Genomic DNA, 22,313 nt, shown 5'->3' on the forward strand with positions numbered 1-22,313 from the left:
TCGGGTCACGTCCGCCCTCAACCCTCAAACCCAGTCCTTTACCCCGTCCGTCACCGGCGGCGAGCGGCGCCTTGGCCTGATATACCAAGGTATAGGGCCGGCAAACGCAAGTTCAATGTCGCCGTCCTCCGTCCCTGACCGATGCTTCGACACACCGCCGGGCCACAGACATCGTCAGAGGCAACGCCATTGGCACCGGCGCCAAAAACAACGGGGATAGAGACATGACCATCACCGCCACCGCGACTCCCGGCAAACTGCTCGTATCGCCGAAGGACCACGCGCTGATCATGATCGATCATCAGTCGCAGATGGCCTTTGCGACCCATTCGATCGACGCCACGACGCTGCGCACCAACACCGCGCTGGTCGCCCACGCCGCCGCCGGGTTCGGCGTCTCGACCATCCTGACCACCGTCGCGGAAAAGAGCTTCTCCGGCCCGATCTTCTCCGAGATCACCGAGGCCTTCCCGGGGGCGGAGGTCACCGACCGCACCTCCATGAACACCTGGGAGGACGCGAACGTCATCAAGCGGGTGAACGGCCTGGGCAAGACCCGGCTGGTCTTCTGCGGCCTGTGGACCTCGGTCTGCATCGTCGGCCCGACCCTGTCGGCGCTGGACCAGGGCTTCGAGGTCTACGTCATCGCCGACGCCTGCGGCGACGTCTCGGTCGAGGCGCACCAGCGCGCCATGGACCGCATGGTCCAGGCCGGCGTCCGCCCGATGACCTCGCTCCAGTACATGCTGGAGCTGCAGCGCGACTGGGCGCGCACCGAGACCTACGAGATGACCACCGGCATCGCCAAGAAGTATGGCGGCGCCTATGGCCTGGGCATCATCTACGCCAAGACGATGTTCGGCGCGTCGGAAGGCGGCCACAGCGCCGCCGCCTGATCCGCAGCGCTTGCTTTGCGGCGCCCGATGCCCGGCGCCGCGGCGGACCGGTCCCGACCCTTCCCGGGGCCGGTCCGCCCCTTTCCGCCCATCCGGACGAAGAACAGGCACGCCATGATGCCCTATCTGCTTTCCCTCGGCGCCGGCATCCTGGTCGGCGTCCTCTACGCGTTGCTCGGCGTCCGCTCCCCGGCACCGCCCACCATCGCCTTGATCGGCCTGCTCGGCATGCTGGTCGGCGAGCAGGCGGTGCCGGTGGTCAAGCGGCTGATCGCCGGGCAACCGGTCCTCGCCTTCATCCAGAACGACTGCGCCCGCCACATCCTGGGGCCGCAGGCCGGCAGCGCCGCCGCTCCCGATGCCGCGACCCCGCCGGCCCCCGCCGCGGACGCTCCCCCGCGGGGCCGGGCATGACCGGCGGCACCGGAAACGGTCGCGCCGGGATCGGTCGCCGGGGCGCCATCGCCGGAAGCGCCGCCGCCACCCTGCTCGCCTCGCCCCTGCTCACCCGCCTTGGGAATGCCGCCATGCCCTCTTCCGACCTTCTGATCGTCAACGCCAAGATCACGACGCTCGACCGCGCCAACCCGCAGGCCGACGCCGCGGCGATCCGCGACGGGCGCTTCCTCGCCGTGGGGCGGGAGGCCGAGGTGCGCGCCGCCGCCGCCCCCGACGCCACGGTGATCGACGCCAAGGGACGCCGCCTGATCCCCGGCCTGATCGACAGCCACATCCACGTCATCCGCGGCGGCCTGAACTACAACATGGAGCTGCGCTGGGACGGCGTGCCGACCCTGGCCGACGCCATGGCGATGCTGCGCGCTCAGGTGGCCCGCACGCCGGCCCCGCAGTGGGTGCGCGTCGTCGGCGGCTTTACCGAACACCAGTTCGCCGAGAAGCGCCTGCCGACGCTGGAGGAGCTGAACGCCGCCGCCCCCGACACGCCGGTCTTCATCCTGCACCTGTACGACCGCGCGCTGCTGAACGGCGCGGCGCTGCGGGCGGTGGGCTACGGCAAGGACACGCCGAATCCGCCGGGCGGCGAGATCCAGCGCGACGCGGCGGGCAACCCGACCGGCCTGCTGCTCGCCTTGCCCAACGCGATGATCCTCTACTCCACCCTCGCCAAGGGGCCGAAGCTGCCGGAGGAGTATCAGGTCAACTCCACCCGCCACTTCATGCGCGAGCTGAACAGTCTGGGCGTCACCAGCGTGATCGACGCCGGTGGCGGCTTCCAGAACTACCCCGACGACTACGCGATCATCGAGAAGCTGCACGCCGACGGCGAGATGACCCTGCGCATCGCCTACAACCTGTTCACCCAGAAGCCGAAGGAGGAGTTGAAGGACTTCGCCACCTGGTCGGACACGGTGAAGCCGGGCGACGGCGACGACCGCTACCGCCTGAACGGGGCGGGTGAGATGCTGGTCTATTCCGCCGCCGACTTCGAGGACTTCCGCGTCGCCCGGCCCGAGATGCCGCCCAACATGGAAACGGACCTGGAGCCGGTGGTGCGCCTGCTGGCCGAGCGGCGCTGGCCGTGGCGGCTGCACGCCACCTACGACGAGACCATCGGCCGGGCGCTCGACGTCTTCGAGAAGGTCAACCGGGACATCCCGTTGCAGGGGCTGAACTGGTTCTTCGACCACGCCGAGACGATCAGCGAGCGCAACATCGACCGCATCGCGGCGCTTGGCGGCGGCATCGCCGTGCAGCACCGCATGGCCTATCAGGGCGAGTATTTCGTGGAGCGCTACGGCGCCAAGGCCGCCGAGGCCACGCCGCCCATCGCGAAGATGATGGCCGCCGGGGTGCCGGTGGGCGCCGGGACGGACGCCACCCGTGTGGCGAGCTACAATCCCTGGGTTTCGCTGTCCTGGCTGGTCACCGGCAAGACGGTGGGCGGGCTGTCGCTCTACCCGATGGCCAACCGCCTGGACCGCGAGACGGCGCTGCGCCTGTGGACGGAGGCCAACACCTGGTTCTCCAACGAGCAGGGCAGGAAGGGCCGGATCGAGGCCGGGCAGCTCGCCGACGCGGCGCTGCTCAGCGACGACTACATGGCCGTGCCGGAGGACCGCATCCCCCACATCCGTTCGGTCCTGACCCTGCTGGGCGGCGCCGTGGTGCATGGCGAGGGCGATTACGACACGCTCGCCCCGCCGCTGCCCAAGCCGATGCCCGACTGGTCGCCGGTCGCCACAGTCGGCGGCTATCACCGCGATCCCAGGACGGTGCAGAAGCAGGCGGCGGAGTGCGGCTGCCATTCCGGCTGCGCGGTGCACGGCCACGACCACGCGGCGGCGCTGGGCGCCGACGTGCCTTCGTCCGACGCGCGCAGCTTCTGGGGCGTGTTCGGCTGCGGCTGCTGGGCGGTGTGAGGGGGAACGCGACGATGGCCGACACCCTCTCCACGCGCAAGGACGCCATTGCGCCGGTCGCCGCCCTGCTCGACTGGCCGGGGACCGCCTGGCTCGCCCGCCTCGCGCTGGCGGCCCCCTTCGTCGTCAGCGGGCTGGTCAAGCTGACGGACTTCAACGGCGCCGTGGCGGAGGCGGCGGGGCTGGGGCTCGGCCTGCCGGTTCTCGTCGCGGTGGCGGTGATCGTCACCCAGCTCGGCGGGTCGGTGCTGTTTCTGACACGGCGCTGGTGCTGGCTCGGCGCCGGGATTCTCGCCGGCTTCACGGTGGTCGCCACACTGCTCGCCCACGCCTTCTGGACCTATGAGGGGCCGGACCGCGCGCGGCAGACCGCCACCTTCCTGGAGCATCTGGCCATTGTCGGCGGCTTCGCGGCGGCGGCGGTGCTGAGCCATCGCCGGGGAGGGCGCGCATGACCGCCGAGGCCGTCCCGAACCCCGGGAAAAAGCCGCCCGCCTCCAAGCCCGCCGGCGCCTTCGCGCCGCTGCGCAACCGGCTGTTCGCCGTGCTGTGGGTGGCGGCCGTGCTGGGCAACGTCGGCACCTTCATGCGCGACGTGGCGAGCGCGTGGCTGGTGCTCGATCTGTCGGGATCGCCCTCCACCGTCGCGCTGATCCAGGCGGCGGGCTCGCTGCCCATCTTCCTGCTGGCGATCCCGGCGGGGGTGCTGTCGGACATCATGGACCGGCGGCGGATGCTGATCGTCATCCAGTGCCTGCTCGCCTGCGTCAGCGCCGCGCTGATGATCCAGGCGTGGCTGGGCGTCGCCAGCGTCGCCTCCATCGCCGGGCTGACCTTCCTCGGCGGGGTCGGGGCGGCGCTGATGGCGCCGGTCTGGCAGTCCATCGTGCCGGAGCTGGTTCCACGCGGCGAGCTGAAGGGCGCCGTCGCGTTGAACAGCCTGGGCATCAACATCGCCCGCGCCATCGGCCCGGCGGCGGGCGGCGCCATCCTGGCCGCCGCCGGGGCCGCCGCCACCTACGCGGTGGATGTGAGTTCCTACATCATCGTCATCGCCGCCCTGCTGTGGTGGCGGCGCACCCCCGATGCCCGCGACGATCTGTCGGAGCAGTTTGGCGGCGCCCTGCGCGCCGGGCTGCGCTACGCCCGGGCCAGCAAGGAGCTGCACCGCGTCTTCCTGCGCGCCGGCCTGTTCTTCGCCTGCGCCAGCGCCCTGTGGGCCCTGCTGCCCATCGTCGCCGGACCGATGCTGGGCGGCGGGCCGGGCTTCTATGGCCTGCTGCTCGGCGCCGTGGGGGCGGGGGCCATCGGCGGGGCGACCGTCCTGCCGCGCGTCCGCGAACGGCTGGGCGCGGATGGCCTGATGCTGGCGGCGGCGCTGGTCACCGCCGTCGTCATGGGCATTCTGGCCCTGGCCCCGCCGCGCTGGCTGGCGCTGCCGGTCCTGCTGGGCGCCGGTGCGGCGTGGATCGCCGTGTTGACGACGCTGAGCGCCACCACCCAGGCCATCCTGCCCAACTGGGTGCGCGGGCGTGGGCTGGCGCTCTACCTGACCGTCTTCAACGGCGCCCTGACGGCGGGCAGCCTCGGCTGGGGCGCGCTGGCCGATGCCATCGGCGTGCCTGCCACCCTGTGGGTCAGCGCCATTGGGCTTCTGGCTGTCGCGGTGCTGTCCCGCGCGGTGCCGCTGCCGGAGGGCGAGGCCGACCTCACCCCCTCCAACCACTGGCCGGAGCCGTTGACCGCCGAGCCGGTGCGCAACGACCGCGGCCCGGTGCTCATCACCATCGAGTACCGGGTGGCCGCCGCCGACCAGCACGCTTTCCACGCGGCGCTGCGCCGCCTGTCGGAGGCGCGGCGGCGGGACGGCGCCTACGCCTGGGGCGTCAGCCAGGATTCCGGCGATCCGGAGCGGGTGCTGGAGTGGTTCTTCGTGGAATCCTGGGCGGAGCACCAGCGCCAACACCGCCGGGTGTCACACGCCGACGCGGACGTGCAGAAGGAGGCGCTGGCCTTCCACCGCGGCGACGGTCCGCCGCGGGTGTCGCATTTCCTGGCGCTGGAGCACGGCGTGGGAAAGGCGTCGTGAGGCGGTGGCGCGGGGCGCTGGTCGCGGCTCTGCTGCTCCAGTCCGCCCCGGCTCTCGCGGACACACCGCCCCCGCCGCTGACCAACAGCCGCTACGATGAGGATTACCGCTACCTCCTCGACCCCGCGGCGGGCAGCGGCGCCTTCTGGGAGCGGTTCAAGGCGGTCCCGCTCAGCCCCGGCGGCACGGTTTCCCTGTCCACCGGGCTGGAGGCGCGGCTGCGCGGCGAGGCCGTGCGCAACAGCGGCTGGGGGCAGGACGAGCCGAGGAACGACGCCTACGGCCTGTGGCGCCTGCTGCCCTACGCCGACCTGCGTGCGGGGTCGGCCCTGCGCGTCTTCGGGCAGCTCGTGATGGCCGGCTCGGCGGGCAAGCTCGGGCCGGAGGGGGCGCCGGACGTCGATCGTACCGACCTGCTGCAGGGCTTCGCCGACCTCTCCGTCCCGCTGGGGGACGCGCAGGGCACGCTGCGGGCGGGGCGCCAGATGCTCGCCTACGGGTCGGAACGGTTGATCAGCCTGCGCTACGGCGCCAACGTGCCGCGCGCCTTCGACGCGGTCACGGGCATCGTGACCGCCGGCCCCTGGCGGGTGGACGGCTTCATCGGCCGCCCGGTCCGCGCGGCGCCCGACCTGTTCGACGACCGGCGCGACGGCGGGCGCTCCGCCTGGGGGCTGTACGCCACGCGCGGCGCGGGGTCGGGCTGGGGGACGGGGTTGGACGCCTACTACATCGGCTACGGCAACCGGGCGGCATCCTTCGAGGGCGGGCAGGGGCGGGAGGAGCGGCACACGCTGGGCACCCGCCTGTTCGGAGAGGCTGACGGATGGGACTGGAACTGGGAGGCCATGCTCCAGACCGGCCGGATCGACGGCCCGAATGCAGGGGGCGACACCATCGCCGCATGGTCGGTCGCCAGCGACACCGGCCACCGTTGGGACGGCGTCCCGCTGCGCCCGCGGCTCGGGCTGAAGGCGAACATCGCCAGCGGCGACCGCGATCCCGGCGACGGGCGGCTGGGCACCTTCAACCCTCTCTTCCCCCGCGCGAAGTATTTCGGGGAGCTGACTCCGGTCGGGCCGCTGAACCTGATGAACCTGCATCCTTCCGTGGATCTGACGCTGTCGGATGAATTCAGCCTGTCCGCATCGGCCATCGCCTATTGGCGGATGAGCCTGGAGGACGGCGTCTACGACCTGTCCGGCAACCTGCTCCGCTCCGGTGCCGAATCGCGGTCGCGCTACATCGGCACGCAGGGGGAGCTTGTGCTGTCCTACGCCGCCGGGCGTACGGTCGAGGGGCTGCTGTCCTACTCGCTGTTCCGGCCCGGCTCCTTCCTTCAGGACACCGGCCCCGCGAAGACGATCCACTTCGTCGGGATGGAGGCGGTGTTCAAATTCTGATCCCTCCGGGTGAACCGCTCCCATCCATCGGACGGGTCAAAGGGGCGAACTTACGGTAACTTGCACCGGCCACCAGGGTCGGCCAGGGTCGGAATATGGAACATCCGCGCGACTGTGCCGTTCCTGCGCCCGAACCGGACCCAAGCGAACCGGACATACGCCCGGACGTTGGTCCCAGAAGAGGTGGAGGCGATCCCATGAAGCACCAAACCCGTGCCGTCCTGGCGGTGTTCCTGAGCGGCGCGGTCCTCGCCGGTTGCGCGCCGGCGTCCGAAACCGCACCGCCGTCCGCCGCCATGGCCCCGGCGAGCGTCGAGCCGACGCCGCGGCTGTCCATGGTCGAGAACGTCCGCTCCACCGCCAAGGTCCGCGGCATCGACAAGGCGGCGCGGACGGTGATCCTGCAATTCCCGGATGGGCGGGAAGAGGCGGTGACCGCCGGAACCGAAGTGCGGAACTTCAACCGCATCAAGGTCGGCGACACCGTGCAGATCGAGTACGCCCGCCTGACCAACATCGTTACCCAGCCGCCGGGCGGTGGACCGGGCGCCATTCAGCGGAGCAGCACGGACCGCGCTGCGGTCGGCGAGATGCCGCGCGCGTCGGCGATCACCACCACCCAGGTGACGGAGGTTGTCGAGGCCATCGACCTCAACCGTCGCATGGTCACGCTGCGCGGGCCGCAGGGGCGCACGCGCACGGTTCCGGTCCCGCCGGACGTGCAGGGGCTGGAAACGGTGAAGCCCGGCGACGAGGTGGTCATCAGCCGGACAGAGGCCGCCACGGTCACCGTGATGCGATAACCGGTACAAAGACGAGGGGGAGAGGAAAAAGCCACCGATGAGGGAAGGTGGCGCGAGTGACGGGACTTGAACCCGCGGCCTCCGGCGTGACAGGCCGGCGCTCTAACCAACTGAGCTACACCCGCAATATGGCTCCGGATGCTGGACTCGAACCAGCGACACGCGGATTAACAGTCCGCTGCTCTACCGACTGAGCTAATCCGGAACGGAGGCCGGCTTATAAGCCCCTTTCCGGGGGCTGGCAAGGGGAAAACGACCCGGCGGCGGGATTTTCTGCGTCACGCCCGCGGCAGCGATGCAGGGCCGTGACAATGGGGCGGAAATGTGGCGAAGGCCTCGCGCACCGGTTGACAGCGGGCGTGGCTTTCGCTTCCTTCCGGCCCCGGTTCCCGTCACCTGCCGCTGGTCCCCGTTCCCCATGTCCAAGGTCGTTCCCTTCGCCCAGGCGCGCGAAGCCCTCCTCGCCCGCCTCACCGAACAGCTTCCCCCCTCCACCGAGTGGGCCGGGCGGCTGATGCTGATGCCGGAGGGCAACCGGGTGGAGCCGATGCCCGCGGCGGAGGCTGTCGAAGTGCTGCGCGCCTTCCGCGCCGGGCTGGGCGAGGCCATTGGCGCCGCCCCCTGCTCGGTCGGCGGCATGTGGGTGTCGCGGGAGGACTGCCTGGACTGGGACGGGCTGCTGGCCCCGCTGGCGGTGGCCGCCGGCTATGTGGTGGCCGGGGCGACCGGCGGCGCCGGCCTGTCGGTGGAGCTGTTCCGCTGCAAGGGCGCGCTGGCCGGCTGGGGAGTGCGCGGCCTGCGCGGGGAGGCCGCGGTGGCCCGCTCCGCCGGCTACGCCGTGGTGATGGTCAGCCGCCGTCCGGACGACCAGGAGATCGTTCTGGACCGCGTCATGGACACCTTCGGCTTCGTGATGCGCAGCCAGGGCGAGCCGGTGGTGGAAACCGGCGACCTGAACGCCCGGCTGGCCCGCCGGGCCTGCCCGCTGCGGCGTTAAGAGGGTTCCTCAGCGGCTCGGCGCGTTGGCCTGGACGATGCGGGCGACGGTTTGCAAACGCTGCACGTCGCGCACCTCCAGAACGATGCCCAGGTTCAGCGCGGCGAGCGTGTCGGCCAGGGACCGCATGCTGTCCCGCACCCGCTCCAGCGCGTCGGGGCCGTGGTCCGATTCGCTGCCGAGGGAACTGACGAAGGCATTGATTTCCAACTGCATTTACGCCCGGCTCCGCCTGTGTGGTGGGTGCTGTCCCTCAAGGCGTTACTCCGATCCGCGCGGTCCCGTCCATGACGCTTGCGCCATAGGCCGCTGGGCGAATCCTCCCCTTCGCCATTAGGCCGAAGGGCGGCGGAAGCGCAAGGGCTCGCCGAAGCCGGGGATGGCGAAACGGGCGGGTTCGACTGCCTGCTCGGCCAAAGCGTGGTGCAGTGCCCGGATGGGGGCGTCGATGCCCTCAGCGGTCAGCTGGAAGGTGCCGAAATGCATGGCGACGCTGTGTCGCGCCCCCAGGTCGCGATGCGCCCGCACGGCGTCCGCCGGGTTCATGTGCTGGGCCGCCATGAACCAGCGCGGCTCGTAGGCGCCGATGGGCAGCAGGGCGACATCGATGGCGCCGAACCGCCGCCCGATCTCCCGGAAATGCGGGCAATAGCCGCTGTCGCCCGCGAAATAGACGGCGGCCTCAGGCGTCTCGACCACGAAGCCGCCCCACAGCGTCCGGCGCCGGTCGAAGGGTGTGCGGGCGGACCAGTGCTGCGCCGGGACGAAGGTGATCCGGGTGCCGTGCGGGCCGGGCAGGCTGTCCCACCAATCCAGCTCATGCACCGCGTCGAAGCCGGCACGGCGCATCATCGGGCCGTTGCCGAGGCCCGTCATCACCTGCGGCACGCCGCGGCGCCGCGCCAGATGGCGGAGCGTCGGGGCGTCGAGATGGTCGTAGTGGTTGTGGCTGAGCAGCACCGCGTCGATGGCCGGCAAATCCTCCATCTGCACCGCGGGCGGGCGCACCCGCCGCGGACCCAGCCGTCCGAAGGGGCCGGCATGGTCGGAATAGACGGGGTCGGTCAGGAAGGCCGCCCCGCCGATCTGGATCAGGAAGGTCGCCTGCCCGATGAAGGTGACCGCGACCTCGCCCCGCGCCGGGGTGACGGCGCGGAAGGGGCGGGGCGGTTGCGGGTCCGGCGGCGTCCAGCGCGGGCCGCGCGCCTTGTAGAGCCGCCACAGCTCGCGCGGGCTCTTGTCCGTGTCGGCGTGGGGGTTGAAGAAACGGCGCCCGTCCCAGTGGTCGGACGGGACGGCGGGAAAGCGGGGCTGGCTGTCGTCGCGCGGCATGACACGAGAAGTGGGGTGGTCCGGCGGCTTTGGCTAGACCGCCGTCTTCCGCGATGCGGCAGGAATTCGGAGTCCGTGATGCAGATAGTCCGAAAAGCTGATTGCTTACCTATTAAAGCATTGAAAGCGTTGCATTTTTCGGGGTCTGCTCTGCAATAAGCGCGCGTGTGGTATTAGGTATACCAGAGCATATTGGTCTCAACGAACAACGCCCCCGATAACGCCTCCCAACGATTGGAGACCATCATGAACAGCTCGACCTACACCCACATCGGCAGCGACCGCGCCCCGTCCTCCGCCCTCCAGGCCGTCCGCGAGTTCCTCGCCGCCTGGCTGCGCGCGACCCCGGCCTACATCGTGTATCGCGCCATCAACGAGCGCTGATTTACGGGCGCTGATTGTCAAACGGGGGGCGGCCCAGCGGCCGCCCCCTGTGTCGTGTTGAAACCGTTGTGTTGAAACCGTTGCGTCCCGGTTCAGGGCGACGGCGTGAAATTCCGGTTCCAGACCGGTTCCAGGTTTGGCAAGGCCAGCACCCGCTCCGCCACGCGCGCGAGCTTCGGGCAATGGTCTGCGAACCAAGCGCGGCGGGGGCGCCAGTGCACCATCGCCCCGACGTAGAGGTCGAGCGCGCTGAAGCGCTCCCCCAGCACCCACGGACCATCGCTCAACTGCGACTCCAGCCAGAGCCACAGCGTTTTGCGCTGCTCCACCATCGCCGCGCCGAGCGCCTCCGGCGCTGCCGTCACCCAGCGCTCCGGATAGTCGCCGTAGGTGAAGGTCGGGTAGACGTTCGCCACCAGCCAGACCAGCCGCCGCAGGAAGGTGGCGCGCTCCGGCGCGTCCGGCGGCGGGGCCAGTCCGGCGTCCGGGTGCCGTTCGGCCAGCAGCAGCGCGATGGCCGCGCTTTCCGTCATCACCGTCCCGTCCGGCAGGATCAGTGTGGGGATTTGCCCCAGCGGGTTCAGTGCCAGCAGCCGTCGCCGCGTCTCGCCCGGCGTGTCAAAGCCTTCGACGTTCTCGAAGACGAAGGGCGCGCCGCATTGGACCAGCATGGCTTCCGTCAGGACGGACCCCCAGCCGGGCGCTCCATAAAGCCTGTAACCCGCTCCGCTCATTCCCGATCCCTCCCGTCCTGGGGTGCCTGTTCCGCCGCCAAAGCCCAGAAGGCTTCCGCCGCCGGGCTCTGGCGCGCGCGTGGGCGGTAGAGGCGCACCTCCACCGGGATTTCCCAACCCGCCCCGCCGGCCCGCACCAGCCGTCCCTGCGCCATATCCTCGCCGATCAGGCTGTCCGGCAACCACGCCGCGCCGCGCCCGTCGCGGGCCAACGCGCGCAGCACCGCGGCGAGGTGCGAGGTGAAGACGGTATCGAGCGCCAGCGGAGCCGGGAAGCCGCCGCGCGCCGCCGTGACGATGCGTCCCATACCCGATTCCGGGCTGTAGGCGAGATGGGGCAGGGCGGCCCCGCCACCGGCTAGGGCATACCGCGGCGCGCCCGCCTCGTCCGGGGCGGAGACCGGCACCAGACGGTCGCTTCCCACCGCGGCCGAGCGGAAGCCCCCGGCCTCCAGCCGCGAGGGGGCCGCCGCATGGGCGTGGCACAGCAGGAACTGCGCCTGCCCCTGCATCATCACCTGCTCGCAGGCCTGCATGCTGTCGGACAGCAGATGAATGGCGCCCAGCCGCGCCTGCCCCTCCAGCCGGCTCAGCCAGGTCGGGAAGAAGGTCAGCGACAAGGCGTGGGTCGCCGCGAAGCGCAGCGCCGTGGCCGCCGCGCCGCCGGCCAGCCGAGCCTCCTCCCGCCCCTGCAGGAGGCGGCGCAGCGTCTCGTCGGCGAAGGGGCGGAAGCGGCGCCCGGCCTCGGTCAGCCCGACCGGCTGGGTGCTGCGGTCGAACAGCGGCGTGCCGGTCCAGTCCTCCAGCGCGCGGATGCGGCGGCTGAAGGCCGGCTGGGTCAGGTTGCGCCCCTCCGCCGCGCGGGAGAAGTTGCCGCACTCCGCCAGGGCGAGGAAGTCCTCGAGCCAGTTCAGTTCCATCGCTGTTCCGCCAGCCAATATCCCGTCAGCCCATGCCGGACGCGCATCATGCGATTTGAAACTGGCATTGGCCCGGCGGTCCCGTCCATCCCTATCCTGCGGCCCAGGGCATCGGAAAAGCCAAAGGGAAGCAGCGCCATGCGCATCGTGGAGATCCGGGAAAAGACCGTCGGCATCAAGTCCGACATCGCCAACGCCTACATCGACTTCAGCCAGATGACCTGCTCCACCGTGGCGGTCATCACCGACGTGGTGCGCGACGGCAAGCCGGTGATCGGCTACGGCTTCAACTCCAACGGACGCTACGGCGCCGGCGGCCTGATGCGCGAGCGCTTCATCCCCCGCCTGACGTCGGCCGCCCCCGACAGCCTGATCGACGAGGCGAACGGCAACCTCGACCCGTTCAAGATCTGGGCGCGGCTGATGACCAACGAGAAGCCGGGCGGCCATGGCGAACGCTCGGTCGCGGTCGGCACCATCGACATGGCGGTGTGGGACGCCGTGGCGAAGATCGCCGGCAAGCCGCTCTACCGCCTGCTCGCCGACCGCTACCGCGGCGGCGTGGCCGACGAGTCGGTCTGGGTCTACGCCGCGGGCGGCTACTACTACCCCGGCAAGGGGGTGGAGGCGCTCCAGGGCGAGATGCGCAGCTACCGCGACCGCGGCTACAAGGTCGTGAAGATGAAGATCGGCGCCACCTCGCTGGAGGACGATCTGCGCCGCATCGAGGCGGTGCTGGAGGTGGTGGGCGATGGGCAGAACCTCTGCGTCGACGCCAACGGCCGCTTCGACCTGAAGACCGCCATCGCCTACGCCGAGGCGCTGAAGCCCTACAATCTCTTCTGGTACGAGGAGGCCGGCGACCCGCTTGATTACGCGCTCCAGGCCGAGCTGGCGAACCACTATGACCGTCCCATGGCGACCGGCGAGAACCTGTTCAGCCACCAGGACGCCCGCAACCTGATCCGCCACGGCGGCATACGCCCGGACCGCGACTGGCTGCAGTTCGACTGCGCGCTCAGCTACGGCCTCGTCGAGTACATGCGCACGCTGGACATGCTGGCGGAGAACGGCTGGTCGAGCCGCCGCGTCGTGCCGCACGGTGGCCACCAGATGTCGCTGAACATCGCCGCCGGCCTGCATCTGGGCGGCAACGAGTCCTACCCGGACGTGTTCAAGCCCTTCTGCGGCTTCGCCGACAGCATCGCGGTCGAGGATGGGCGGGTCCGCCTGCCCGAGCTGCCGGGCATCGGCTTCGAGGACAAGGCGGAGCTGTTCCGCACCATGCGGGAGGCGCTGGAGACGGCGGACTGAGGCGGTCTCCGTTGCGCGCCGCACCCTGTACGGGCGGTATAGGGCGTTGACTCGCGCCGGATCGTCCTCACATGCTGTTGCGGTGTTCAACAGTTTTGAAAGGAGGTGATCCAATGTCTCATGGAGCCAAGCCGGTAGCCGTTCTGTTCGGTCTCGCCGCCCTCCTGACGGCGGGGGTCGCCAGCGCGGATTGCTCCTCCAGCCACAGCGCCAGCGCCGGCACGCAAAAGCCGGCCAGCGACACGGTCGCCACCGGCGACCGGGCTTCGGGCAGCACCCGCGGCTGATACCAGCAACGCAACACCGGCAGCACCATGCCGAACGGGCCGTTTCCCGAAAGGGAGGCGGCCCGTTTCTTTTTGGCATCCTATGGCCGCCTTTTTGCGTCCGTTGGACGGGCCGAAGGTTTCCGTTCCAATTTGTCCAGATCGTCCTGTCATCATGCTGTGCCCTTCTGGTCCATGAAAGATTCGTCTACGAATAATGCGGTCTCGGAAGCGGTGAGGTACTGCGGTCTCCACGGGCGTTCGGCCCCACGAAACCTCAACGACGTGGAGACCTCATGCAGTACCGACCAAGCACCGGAATCGCCTTAGGCCAGACCTGCTGCGGCAGCCTTCGGCACGACTCCCGCCGGACCTTTCTGAGGGGTGCCGCGCTGGGCGCCGGGGCCGCGCTGATGGCGCCGCTGACCTTTGGCGCCGCGCGCGCCGCCCAACCCGCCGGCGCGGTGGAGGCGCTTCTTCTCTCCTGCATGGATTACCGGCTGATCGACGGCATCGGCCGCTACATGGACGGGCGCGGGCTGGCCAACCGCTACGACCATGTGATCCTGGCCGGCGCGTCGCTGGGCGCCCTGACCGACCGGAAAAAGGCGTGGGGCGAGGCCTTCTGGGACCATGTGGCGGTCGCCAGACAGCTGCACGGCATCCGGCGCGTGATGGTGATGGACCACCGGGACTGCGGCGCCTACCGCGTGTTCCTGAACGAGGACATCGCGGCGGACCCGCAAAAGGAGACCGCCGTCCACGCCGAACAGCTCCGGGCGCTGGGCGCCGCGATCAAGGAACGGCATCCCGACCTGGAGGTGGAACTGCTGTTGATGGCGCTCGACGGCAGCGTCGAATCCATCGCCGACTCCGCCTGAGGACGGGCGGACAATCCCGTGGCGCTGGGGGGGCGGACACCCGTTCCTCCGGCGCCGTTATAATTCGTATGCGAAATAGTCGGTTGAGCGCGGCCCCTCCTTTTGGTAAACGCAAGGTAAGGATGTGGCCGGCGAGGTAGCGGGGCACCGCTGCCGCGGATACGACGGCGTGCATCGGCCCCGGGGTGCCATGCGTCCCTTGGGAAGTGCAGGGTCGTGCCGTTCCCTTCCGCCGTGCTTTTCCCAGGCTGCCGATGAGCATTCTCACACGCCTTGTCCTGCTCGTTCTTCTCGCCAGCCTGCCGGCCATCGGCATCCTGGCGCACAACAGCCTGACCGCCATCGAGGCGGGGGAGCGGCAGGCCGAGGCGGAGGCCCGCCGCCTGCTGACCCTGATCCAGGACGAACAGCAACGGGTCGTGGAAGGCATGCGCGGCGTGCTGGTGACGGTGGCCGAGATGGCGCCGCGGCTCGCCGTCGATCCGCAGCAGTGCTCCGCCACCCTGAACCGCCTGCGCGGCCGTCTGCCGCGGGTCAAGGGCATCGCCCTGACCGATCTCGACGGTTCGGTCCGCTGCGCCAGCGACGCCAAGCTGAACGGCCTGATGGTGGCGGCGCTGCCGCACATCCGCATGGCGCTCTACGGGCAGGGCTTCGTCGTCGGCGACTACGCGGTGCGGCGGATGGACGGGCGCCCCGTGCTGCCCTTCGCGGCGCCCTACACCGACGGGACGGGCCGCATGGCGGGGGTGGTGTCCATCGCGCTCGACGCCGGATGGCTGCGCGAGTATCTGGCGGAAAAGCCGCTGCCGGCGAACGCCATGCTGGTGCTCGCCGACCGCAACGGCACGCTGCTGGGCCGCTTCCCCGGCAGCGACGACCAGCGGGTGGGCATGCCGCTGCCCGAACCGCTGATGGCCCTGCTGCGCGCGCCGTCCGACGGCGTGGCCGAGGTCGCCGGGCTGGACGGCGAGCCGCGCATCCTGGCCTACGCCCCGGTGGACCAGAGGGTCCGCGAGCTGTTCCTGGCGGTCGGGCTGGACCGGGCGGAGGCGCTGCGCACCGTCACCGCCGCGGCCGAGCGGAGCGCCTTCCTGCTGGCGCTGGCGGCGGCGCTGTCCCTGGCGGCGGCCTGGATCGGCGCGCGCCTGTTCGTGCTGCGCCCGGTGGCCCGGCTGAAGCGGGTGGTCGAGCGGTGGAGCGCCGGCGACCGGGGCGCGCGGATCGGACGGCCGGGCGACCGGTCGGAGATCGGTGCCTTGGGCCTCGCCTTCGACGCCATGGCGCAGGAGCTTCAGGTCCGCGAGCAGGCCCGCGACGCCGCCCACGCCGCCGAGCACCGCATGGCCGCGATCCTCGCCGCCTCGACCGATGCGGTGGTGGAGCTGGACCATGAGGGCCGCGTGACCTTCGCCAACGACAAGGCGGCGCGCCTGTTCGGCGACGGCGGGGATCTCGTGGGGCAGGTCTTCGCGGCCCTGCTGCCGCCCGGCGTGGCCGAGCCCTTCGCCGCGCGCTTCCGCGACGCGCTGGACCGCGGGGAACCGGAGGAGTTCGAAACCCGGCTGGGCGGCGACTGGTACGCCCTGCGCCTGTTCGCCACCGGCGACCGGCTTGCCGTCTACGCCCAGGACGTGACTCGCCGCAAGGAGGACGAACGGGCCATCCGGCGGGCCGTGGAGCGCCACCGCTCGCTTCTGGAGACCGCCGCCGACGCGATCCTTCTGGTGGACGCCAAGGGCACGGTGCACACCTACAACCGCGGCGCGGAGCGCATCTTCGGCCATGGCCCGGCCGACGCGGTCGGGACGGATGTGCGCCGGTTGATTCCGGGTGGCCTCGTTCCGGAGCCTCTCAGCCCGGACCGGCTGGCCGACGGTGTCGCCCGAGAGGTCGAGGGGCGGCGGCGCGACGGGCTGGCCGTTCCGCTGGAGCTGTCGCTGTCGGCCTGGAGTGACGGCGGCGACCAGTTCTTCACGGCCATCCTGCGCGACATCACCGAGCGCAAGCGCACCGAATCGGCGCTGCGCCGCGCCAAGGACCAGGCGGAGCGGGCCAACCGGGCGAAGTCGCGTTTCCTCGCCGCCGCCAGCCACGACCTCCGCCAGCCGGTGCAGTCGCTGTTCTTCCTTACCTCGGCGCTGGGCGAGCAGACGCAGGGCACCCCGGGCCACGGCACGCTGAAGACCATGCAGCAGGCGCTGGAGGCGCTGAAGCGCCTGCTCGACGGGTTGCTGGACATCTCCAAGCTCGACGCCGGGGTGGTCGAGCCGGTGACCACCACCGTGGCGATCCAGCCCCTCTTCGAGCGCCTTGCCGCCGAATACGCGCCGGAGGCGGCGCGGCGCGGCCTGACCCTGCGCGTCGTCCCGACCACGCTCCACGCGCGCAGCGACCCCATGCTGCTGGAGCGGGTCGTCCGCAACCTGCTGGACAACGCCTTGCGCTACACCGGGCGGGGCGGGGTGCTGCTGGGCGTGCGGCGGTCGCGCCGCCGCTTCCACATCGCCGTGTGCGACAGCGGCGCCGGCATCCCGCCGGACCGCCAGGAGGATATCTTTGAGGAATTCACCCAGCTCGGCAACCCGGAGCGCGACCGCGAGAAGGGGCTGGGCCTCGGCCTCGCCATCGTGCGGCGGCTGTGCGCTCTGCTCGGCCATTCCGTGGCCCTGCGGTCGCGGCCGGGCAGCGGATCGACCTTCCTGGTCACCGTTCCCGCCGCCGAGCCGCCGAGGCCCGCCGTGACGACGGTTCCCGCGGTCGGCCGGACGGAGGGCGGCGGGTGCCGCCTCGTCCTCATCATCGACGACGAGGTGATCATCCTGATGGGGCTGCGCGCCATGCTGGAGGGCTGGGGCTACGAGGTCATCGCCGCCACCGCGGGGGACGAGGCGATCCGCCTGCTCGACGAGGCCGGGCGGCGGCCGGACGTGATCCTGGCCGACTACCGGCTGCGCCACGGCAAGACCGGGCCGGAGGCGTTGCGCGCCATCCACGCCCATTGCCGGGCGTCCATTCCCAGCATCATCCTGACCGGCGACACCGCCCCCGAACGCATCGTCGAGGCCCAGCGCAGCGGCTTCGCCATCCTGCACAAGCCGGTGTCGTCCCATCACCTGAAGCAGGTGGTGGCCGAAGCCGGGAAGCGCTGAGGACGCCCGGCTTCGGCTCTGCTCACCGAACCCGGACCAGCGCGTGGCGCTTGCGGCCGGCGGACAGGCGGATCAGCCCATCCCCATCCGGGTTTGCGCCGTCGAGGTTCGCCGGGGTCAGCAGCGCCGCCTCGTCGGTGACGGGGGTGCCGTTCACCCGCGCTCCGCCGTCGCGGATCAGCCGCCGTGCCGCACCCTTGGACTCGGCGAGCCCGGCGGCGGCCAGCAGGTCGGCCAGACGGACGCCGGCGGCGAGGTCGGTGCGGGCGGCCTCCACCGTCGGCAGGCCGCCGCCGGCCCCGGCCTCCTCGAAGACCCGGCGGGCGGTCTCCCCGGCCTCGGCCGCCGCCGCCGCGCCGTGGCAGAGGGATGTGGCCTCATGGGCGAGGATCTTCTTGGCCTCGTTGATCTCCGATCCCTGGAGCGCCTCCAGCCGGGTGATCTCGTCAAGCGGCAGTTCGGTGAACAGTCGCAGGAAGCGGCCGACGTCGGCGTCCTCCGTGTTGCGCCAGAACTGCCAGAAATCGTGCGGGCTGCGCCGGTCGGCGTTCAGCCACACCGCCCCCGCCGCCGTCTTGCCCATCTTGGCGCCCGACGCGGTGGTCAGCAGCGGCGTGGTCAGGCCGAACAGCTCCGTCCCGTCGACGCGGCGGGCCAGCTCGATCCCGTTGACGATGTTGCCCCACTGGTCCGACCCGCCCATCTGCAGCCGACAGCCGTGGCGGCGCGACAGCTCCAGGAAGTCGAAGGCCTGGAGGATCATGTAATTGAACTCCAGGAAGGTCAGCGGCTGTTCGCGGTCGAGCCGCAGCTTGACGGAATCGAAGCTCAGCATCCGGTTGACGGTGAAATGCCGCCCGATGTCGCGCAGCATCGGGATGTAGCGCAGTTCGTCCAGCCAGTCGGCGTTGTCGACCATCACCGCGCCGTTCGGCTCTTCGTCGCCGAAGGACAGGTACTGGGCGAAGGCCCGGCCGATGCCGGCCATGTTGGCGGCGATCTGCGCGTCGTCCAGCATGGGGCGGCTGGTGTCGCGGAAGCTGGGGTCGCCGATGCGCGTGGTGCCGCCGCCGATCAGCACGACGGGCCGGTTGCCGGTCTTCTGGAACCAGCGCAGCACCATGATCGACACCAGATGCCCGACATGCAGGCTGTCCGCCGTGGCGTCGAAGCCGATGTAGGCGCCGGCCGGCCCCTGGCGCAGCAGGGCGTCGAGGCCCGACAGGTCGCTGCCCTGGTGCAGGAAGCCGCGCTCGTCGAGCACGCGCAGGAAGTCGGACTGGAAGGGGCTGGAAGCGGCGGGGGTCGCCATGGTGCTGATCTCCGGAAGGGAAGGGCCGCGTCCCGGGGATCATCTGTCGAAGCACATGCCGCCGGTCAGCGGCGGCATGGTTCATATGGTCAAGACTGAACGCGCCGCCCTATGGGAGCAGCGTATAATAGCGGCTGAAGTGGTGCGTGCGCGTCGTCATAACCGGGAAGCTAGGCGCGCCGGGGCGGGCCGTCAAGGGCGATCGGTTCCCACCCGCGTCCAAGAGAAGGATAATTGTTCCCTTTACGTTCTATTTCCGCGCCGCTATTCTCCTGCCATGGACGAGATTCCGCGGCAGGCCCTGAAAGGACGGGGGGCGATCAGCAACCTGACCTCCCGTTACGAGCGGGAGACGCGGGTGCTGGCCGACGACGGCTGGGGCGAGAACGAAGCGTTGACGGAGACCGTCCCGACCCAGGTCTTCGACGACACGGCCCGTTCGGTCCTGTCGAAAAACACGTCGCCCGACGTGATCTTCGAACGGTCGGTGAATCCCTATCGGGGGTGCGAGCACGCCTGCATCTATTGCTTCGCCCGCCCGACCCACGCCTATCTCGGCCTGTCGCCGGGGCTGGATTTCGAGACGAAAATCTTCCGCAAGGCAAGGGCGGCGGAACTTCTGGCGGTGGAGCTTCGCGCCAGATCCTACCGCTGCAAGCCGCTGGCGCTCGGCGCCAACACCGATCCCTACCAGCCCATCGAGCGGGAGCAGCGCATCACCCGCGCGGTGCTGGAGGTCTGCCGCGACTTCAATCAGCCGGTGATGATCATCACAAAGTCGGCGCTGGTCCTGCGCGACCTCGATATCCTGGCGCCGATGGCGGCCAAGGGACTGGTCAACGTCGCGCTGTCGGTCACCACGCTCGACCGCGACCTCGCCCGGCGGATGGAGCCGCGGGCGAGCACGCCCGCCCGACGCCTCGCCGCCATGCGTGAGCTGACGGCAGCCGGCGTGCCGGTGGCGGTGCTGGCGAGCCCGATGATCCCGGGGCTGACCGACCATGAGCTGGAAGCCATCCTGACCGCGGCGGCGGAGGCCGGGGCGACGCAGGCCAACTACATCCTCCTGCGCCTGCCGCTGGAGATCGCCGATCTGTTCGAGGAATGGCTGCGCGAGCACGCGCCCAACCGCGCCGAACGGGTGCTCAGCCTGATCCGCCAATGCCGCGAGGGGAACTTGTACCAATCCCAATTCGGCAGCCGCATGAAGGGCTCCGGCCCGGTGGCGGAGCTGCTGTCGAAGCGGTTCAAGCTGGCTTGCCGGCGCCTCGGCCTCAACGCCCGCGATGCCGCCCTCAACTGCGACGATTTCAAGCCCCCGCCGGCCCGCGGCGATCAGCTGACGATGTTTTGACCGTTCCGTCTTGCACGGGAGCGATCCGGCCCGCTCAGCGTTGATCGGCCGGCCGTCGCTGGGCTACCTTCGGCCGCCTGAACACGCCCGCACGGGTGTCGATAATCCGGGCCGCGGTTCGAAGGCCGCGGCTCCAAGGTCGAGGGAGAGGGGGTGATGGCCACCATCGGTGAGATCCTGGCCGTTGCCTTCGCCGATCACCGCGCGGGCCGCGTTTCCGAGGCGGCCGCTCTCTATCGACGGGTCATGGAAGTCGATCCGGCAAATCCCAACGCCTTGTATCTGCTTGGCATGGCCGAGTGGCAGGGCGGCCGGCCGGCTGTCGCCCCGACCCTGATCGGGCGCGCGCTTCGGCTCAATCCCGGCTGGGTCGAGGCGCGAGTCAACCGGGCGATCATCCTCGACAAGGTCGGCCATCCCGCGGAGGCCACCGCCGACTGGCGGCGGCTGACCCTCTTCGATCCGGGGCACCCGCAGGCTTGGCGCAACCTCGGCGAGGCCTACCAGGCCCAGGGCGATGCCGGGGCGCCGCAAGCCGTTCAAGCGCTGCGCCGTGCCGCCCGCCTCGACCCCGGTCTGGCCGAGGTTCATCACGATCTGGGGGTGGTTCTCCGTCGCGCCGGCCAACTCGACGAGGCGGTGGACAGTCTGGTCCGCGCCATCGCGGTCAAGGCCGAACTGGCGCCCGCCCACATGAACCTGAGCAACACCTTGCTCGAACGCGGTGATGACGCCGCGGCCCAGGCCAGCCTGCGGCGCGCGCTGGCACTCAGCCCGGCCAGTCCGGAGTACTGGTACAATGTCGGCAATGCCCTGTACGCCCATGGCGATCCCCTGCGGGCTCTGCGCGCCTACCGGCGGTCGGCCCGGCTGGGGCTGGGGCTGGCCCGTCTGCGGGTGGCCGCCGTGCTGAACGATCTGGGCCGCCTGGCCGAGGCCGAGGCCGAGCTGATCGAAAGCCTGCCGCTCCCCGGCGTCGACGTGCCTCTCAGCATCGAGTTGCTGACCACCGTCTTCCTGCGACGCGACCGGCGGACCGAGGGGCGGGCGTTCTTCACCCGGCTGGCCTCGGCGCCGCTCGGCGGCGTGGTCTATCGCGGGGAGTGCCTGACCGCGCTCGCCGCGCTCGACCTGCAGGACGGCGCCCCGCGGGCGGCCCGCGACCGGCTGGCGGCGGTCCGCGGGGACAACGGCTGGTTCTTCACCGTGAAGTCGCTCGCCGCCTTGCGCGCAACCCTGGCCGACCAGGGGCTTCAACTGATCCGCCCCGCCGCCGTGGGGGCGGATGGCGGGCACCGGCCGCCGCGCGTGACCTCCTCGTCCCTGGCCACCCGCGGCCGCTTCGCCCACACCGTCCTGGAATACATCCTGGTCCGGCTCTACGCCGAGAAGCACGGCTTCGTGCTGGAGACTCCCGACTGGGTGGGGGGCGCCTTCTTCGAGCTGAACGATCCGCCGCAGAGCGGTCCGCTGCCGCCGCTGCTGTTTTCCCGACGCATCCTCAACGAACTGGTCAGCGGCACAGCGGAGCGGGCGCCGATCGCCGACCGCGACATTCTCTCGCCCCTGTTCCTGTTCGAGCACAAGCGGGAATACCGGCAGCGGGTCCAGTCCTGGCTGCGGCCGCGCCGGGTCTGGGAGCCGCAGCTTGCCCCGGCGGTCGAACGGCTGCGGGCGGCGGGGAACACGGTGGTCGCGCTCCACATCCGGCGCGGCGACTTCGTGACGTCCAACTACCCGATCACCGAGACCGCCTGGTACGTCGACTGGCTGCGCGACTGGTGGCCGCGTCTCGACCGGCCGGTGCTCTATGTGGCCAGCGACGACGTCGCGGCGATCCGGCACGCCTTCGCGGAGTTCCATCCCCTGACGCGGACCGACGTCGTGGAGGAGTGGGTTGGGTTGGACTTCCTTCAGGACTTCCACGTGCTGATGAACGCCGACGTGGTCGGCACCAGCGCCGCCAGCGGCTTCAGCGCGCTGGCCGCCCGCCTCAACACCCGCGCCCGCCTGTTCGTCGAGCCGGACGTCGCAGCCCGCCGCATCCGGCCCTTCGAACCCTGGACACCCTGAGATTTACGCCCTGACGCCCTGT

Annotated in this window: 20 protein-coding genes and 2 tRNA genes; 15 read left to right on the plus strand and 7 right to left on the minus strand. The window is 70.7% G+C overall.

What is annotated here, in order from left to right:
• Positions 1–224: 224 nt before the first annotated feature.
• The 7 genes from AMK58_RS14390 (at position 225) to AMK58_RS14420 (ending at position 7,572) form a co-directional block, all read left to right on the plus strand.
• A complete protein-coding gene (locus tag AMK58_RS14390; RefSeq protein ID WP_014197758.1) occupies positions 225–896 on the plus strand; it encodes a hydrolase in 672 nt (223 codons plus the stop codon).
• Positions 897–1,010: 114 nt separating this feature from the next.
• Positions 1,011–1,310 carry a XapX domain-containing protein gene (locus AMK58_RS14395; protein WP_059399099.1) on the plus strand — a complete coding sequence of 100 codons (300 nt, stop codon included), beginning with the start codon at positions 1,011–1,013 and terminating at the stop codon, positions 1,308–1,310.
• Positions 1,307–3,277, plus strand: a complete 1,971-nt coding sequence (locus AMK58_RS14400; RefSeq protein ID WP_059399100.1) for an amidohydrolase — start codon at positions 1,307–1,309, stop codon at positions 3,275–3,277. The genes AMK58_RS14395 and AMK58_RS14400 overlap by 4 nt, the downstream gene beginning before the upstream one ends.
• Positions 3,278–3,291: 14 nt before the next feature.
• Positions 3,292–3,732, plus strand: coding sequence for a DoxX family protein (locus AMK58_RS14405; RefSeq protein ID WP_174442064.1), 441 nt, complete (start codon positions 3,292–3,294; stop codon positions 3,730–3,732).
• Positions 3,729–5,366 (plus strand): MFS transporter, encoded by a 1,638-nt coding sequence (locus AMK58_RS14410; RefSeq protein ID WP_035677511.1) that lies wholly within the window; start codon positions 3,729–3,731, stop codon positions 5,364–5,366. The genes AMK58_RS14405 and AMK58_RS14410 overlap by 4 nt, the downstream gene beginning before the upstream one ends.
• Positions 5,363–6,769 (plus strand): alginate export family protein, encoded by a 1,407-nt coding sequence (locus tag AMK58_RS14415; RefSeq protein WP_059399101.1) that lies wholly within the window; start codon positions 5,363–5,365, stop codon positions 6,767–6,769. Before AMK58_RS14410 ends, AMK58_RS14415 begins: the two co-directional genes overlap by 4 nt.
• 197 nt (positions 6,770–6,966) lie before the next feature.
• Positions 6,967–7,572 carry a hypothetical protein gene (locus tag AMK58_RS14420; RefSeq protein ID WP_051140512.1) on the plus strand — a complete coding sequence of 202 codons (606 nt, stop codon included), beginning with the start codon at positions 6,967–6,969 and terminating at the stop codon, positions 7,570–7,572.
• Between the two features lie 48 nt (positions 7,573–7,620).
• Here AMK58_RS14420 and AMK58_RS14425 read toward each other — a convergent pair.
• Together AMK58_RS14425 and AMK58_RS14430 are read right to left on the minus strand one after the other, a co-directional pair.
• Positions 7,621–7,697, minus strand: a tRNA-Asp gene (locus AMK58_RS14425).
• Positions 7,698–7,701: 4 nt separating this feature from the next.
• Positions 7,702–7,777: transfer RNA gene (locus tag AMK58_RS14430), tRNA-Asn, on the minus strand.
• Positions 7,778–7,990: 213 nt separating this feature from the next.
• On the opposite strand from AMK58_RS14430, the gene AMK58_RS14435 reads away from it, so the two are divergent.
• On the plus strand, positions 7,991–8,569 hold the full coding sequence (locus tag AMK58_RS14435; protein ID WP_035677507.1) for a hypothetical protein: 579 nt from the start codon (positions 7,991–7,993) through the stop codon (positions 8,567–8,569).
• Positions 8,570–8,578: 9 nt separating this feature from the next.
• Here the strand turns inward: AMK58_RS14435 and AMK58_RS14440 are convergent, their stop codons facing one another.
• Together AMK58_RS14440 and AMK58_RS14445 are read right to left on the minus strand one after the other, a co-directional pair.
• On the minus strand, positions 8,579–8,785 hold the full coding sequence (locus tag AMK58_RS14440; RefSeq protein ID WP_035677505.1) for a hypothetical protein: 207 nt from the start codon (positions 8,783–8,785) through the stop codon (positions 8,579–8,581).
• 117 nt (positions 8,786–8,902) lie between these two features.
• Entirely contained in the window at positions 8,903–9,901 is a 999-nt protein-coding gene (locus AMK58_RS14445; protein ID WP_051140511.1) for an MBL fold metallo-hydrolase, read from the minus strand.
• A 246-nt stretch (positions 9,902–10,147) separates the two neighbouring features.
• On the opposite strand from AMK58_RS14445, the gene AMK58_RS30495 reads away from it, so the two are divergent.
• Complete coding sequence (locus AMK58_RS30495; protein ID WP_014197745.1) at positions 10,148–10,285, plus strand: hypothetical protein; 138 nt, start codon at positions 10,148–10,150, stop codon at positions 10,283–10,285.
• 92 nt (positions 10,286–10,377) lie between these two features.
• Here the strand turns inward: AMK58_RS30495 and AMK58_RS14450 are convergent, their stop codons facing one another.
• Entirely contained in the window at positions 10,378–11,019 is a 642-nt protein-coding gene (locus AMK58_RS14450; RefSeq protein ID WP_035677503.1) for a glutathione S-transferase family protein, read from the minus strand.
• Positions 11,016–11,939 (minus strand): LysR family transcriptional regulator, encoded by a 924-nt coding sequence (locus AMK58_RS14455; RefSeq protein WP_059399102.1) that lies wholly within the window; start codon positions 11,937–11,939, stop codon positions 11,016–11,018. Before AMK58_RS14455 ends, AMK58_RS14450 begins: the two co-directional genes overlap by 4 nt.
• A gap of 138 nt (positions 11,940–12,077) precedes the next feature.
• Between AMK58_RS14455 and AMK58_RS14460 the strand changes: the two genes are divergently transcribed.
• From AMK58_RS14460 to AMK58_RS14470, 4 genes are all read left to right on the plus strand, one after another.
• Positions 12,078–13,253, plus strand: a complete 1,176-nt coding sequence (locus AMK58_RS14460) for a mandelate racemase/muconate lactonizing enzyme family protein (RefSeq protein WP_035677498.1) — start codon at positions 12,078–12,080, stop codon at positions 13,251–13,253.
• Positions 13,254–13,366: 113 nt separating this feature from the next.
• Positions 13,367–13,540 (plus strand): hypothetical protein, encoded by a 174-nt coding sequence (locus AMK58_RS30500; RefSeq protein ID WP_155903579.1) that lies wholly within the window; start codon positions 13,367–13,369, stop codon positions 13,538–13,540.
• A gap of 275 nt (positions 13,541–13,815) precedes the next feature.
• Entirely contained in the window at positions 13,816–14,400 is a 585-nt protein-coding gene (locus AMK58_RS14465; RefSeq protein WP_035677495.1) for a carbonic anhydrase, read from the plus strand.
• A gap of 254 nt (positions 14,401–14,654) precedes the next feature.
• Entirely contained in the window at positions 14,655–17,552 is a 2,898-nt protein-coding gene (locus AMK58_RS14470; RefSeq protein WP_059399103.1) for a PAS domain S-box protein, read from the plus strand.
• A gap of 22 nt (positions 17,553–17,574) precedes the next feature.
• On the opposite strand, the gene tyrS is transcribed toward AMK58_RS14470, so the two are convergent.
• Complete coding sequence (tyrS, locus tag AMK58_RS14475) at positions 17,575–18,864, minus strand: tyrosine--tRNA ligase (RefSeq protein ID WP_059399104.1); 1,290 nt, start codon at positions 18,862–18,864, stop codon at positions 17,575–17,577.
• 277 nt (positions 18,865–19,141) lie between these two features.
• Between tyrS and AMK58_RS14480 the strand changes: the two genes are divergently transcribed.
• Positions 19,142–20,218, plus strand: a complete 1,077-nt coding sequence (locus AMK58_RS14480; protein WP_035677459.1) for a PA0069 family radical SAM protein — start codon at positions 19,142–19,144, stop codon at positions 20,216–20,218.
• Between the two features lie 156 nt (positions 20,219–20,374).
• The gene (locus AMK58_RS14485; RefSeq protein ID WP_059399105.1) at positions 20,375–22,291 is read left to right on the plus strand and encodes a tetratricopeptide repeat protein; all 1,917 of its coding nucleotides are present in this window, start codon (positions 20,375–20,377) and stop codon (positions 22,289–22,291) included.
• Positions 22,292–22,313: the final 22 nt, after the last annotated feature.

This window comes from Azospirillum brasilense, assembly GCF_001315015.1.
Taxonomy (GTDB): domain Bacteria; phylum Pseudomonadota; class Alphaproteobacteria; order Azospirillales; family Azospirillaceae; genus Azospirillum; species Azospirillum brasilense.

Coding starts and splice junctions, on each gene's coding strand:
- AMK58_RS14390 (WP_014197758.1), top strand. CDS start 225: ATGACCATCACCGCCACCGCGACTCCCGGCAAACTGCTCGTATCGCCG.
- AMK58_RS14395 (WP_059399099.1), top strand. CDS start 1,011: ATGATGCCCTATCTGCTTTCCCTCGGCGCCGGCATCCTGGTCGGCGTC.
- AMK58_RS14400 (WP_059399100.1), top strand. CDS start 1,307: ATGACCGGCGGCACCGGAAACGGTCGCGCCGGGATCGGTCGCCGGGGC.
- AMK58_RS14405 (WP_174442064.1), top strand. CDS start 3,292: ATGGCCGACACCCTCTCCACGCGCAAGGACGCCATTGCGCCGGTCGCC.
- AMK58_RS14410 (WP_035677511.1), top strand. CDS start 3,729: ATGACCGCCGAGGCCGTCCCGAACCCCGGGAAAAAGCCGCCCGCCTCC.
- AMK58_RS14420 (WP_051140512.1), top strand. CDS start 6,967: ATGAAGCACCAAACCCGTGCCGTCCTGGCGGTGTTCCTGAGCGGCGCG.
- AMK58_RS14435 (WP_035677507.1), top strand. CDS start 7,991: ATGTCCAAGGTCGTTCCCTTCGCCCAGGCGCGCGAAGCCCTCCTCGCC.
- AMK58_RS14440 (WP_035677505.1), bottom strand. CDS start 8,785: ATGCAGTTGGAAATCAATGCCTTCGTCAGTTCCCTCGGCAGCGAATCG.
- AMK58_RS14445 (WP_051140511.1), bottom strand. CDS start 9,901: ATGCCGCGCGACGACAGCCAGCCCCGCTTTCCCGCCGTCCCGTCCGAC.
- AMK58_RS30495 (WP_014197745.1), top strand. CDS start 10,148: ATGAACAGCTCGACCTACACCCACATCGGCAGCGACCGCGCCCCGTCC.
- AMK58_RS14450 (WP_035677503.1), bottom strand. CDS start 11,019: ATGAGCGGAGCGGGTTACAGGCTTTATGGAGCGCCCGGCTGGGGGTCC.
- AMK58_RS14455 (WP_059399102.1), bottom strand. CDS start 11,939: ATGGAACTGAACTGGCTCGAGGACTTCCTCGCCCTGGCGGAGTGCGGC.
- AMK58_RS14460 (WP_035677498.1), top strand. CDS start 12,078: ATGCGCATCGTGGAGATCCGGGAAAAGACCGTCGGCATCAAGTCCGAC.
- AMK58_RS30500 (WP_155903579.1), top strand. CDS start 13,367: ATGTCTCATGGAGCCAAGCCGGTAGCCGTTCTGTTCGGTCTCGCCGCC.
- AMK58_RS14465 (WP_035677495.1), top strand. CDS start 13,816: ATGCAGTACCGACCAAGCACCGGAATCGCCTTAGGCCAGACCTGCTGC.
- AMK58_RS14470 (WP_059399103.1), top strand. CDS start 14,655: ATGAGCATTCTCACACGCCTTGTCCTGCTCGTTCTTCTCGCCAGCCTG.
- tyrS (WP_059399104.1), bottom strand. CDS start 18,864: ATGGCGACCCCCGCCGCTTCCAGCCCCTTCCAGTCCGACTTCCTGCGC.
- AMK58_RS14480 (WP_035677459.1), top strand. CDS start 19,142: ATGGACGAGATTCCGCGGCAGGCCCTGAAAGGACGGGGGGCGATCAGC.
- AMK58_RS14485 (WP_059399105.1), top strand. CDS start 20,375: ATGGCCACCATCGGTGAGATCCTGGCCGTTGCCTTCGCCGATCACCGC.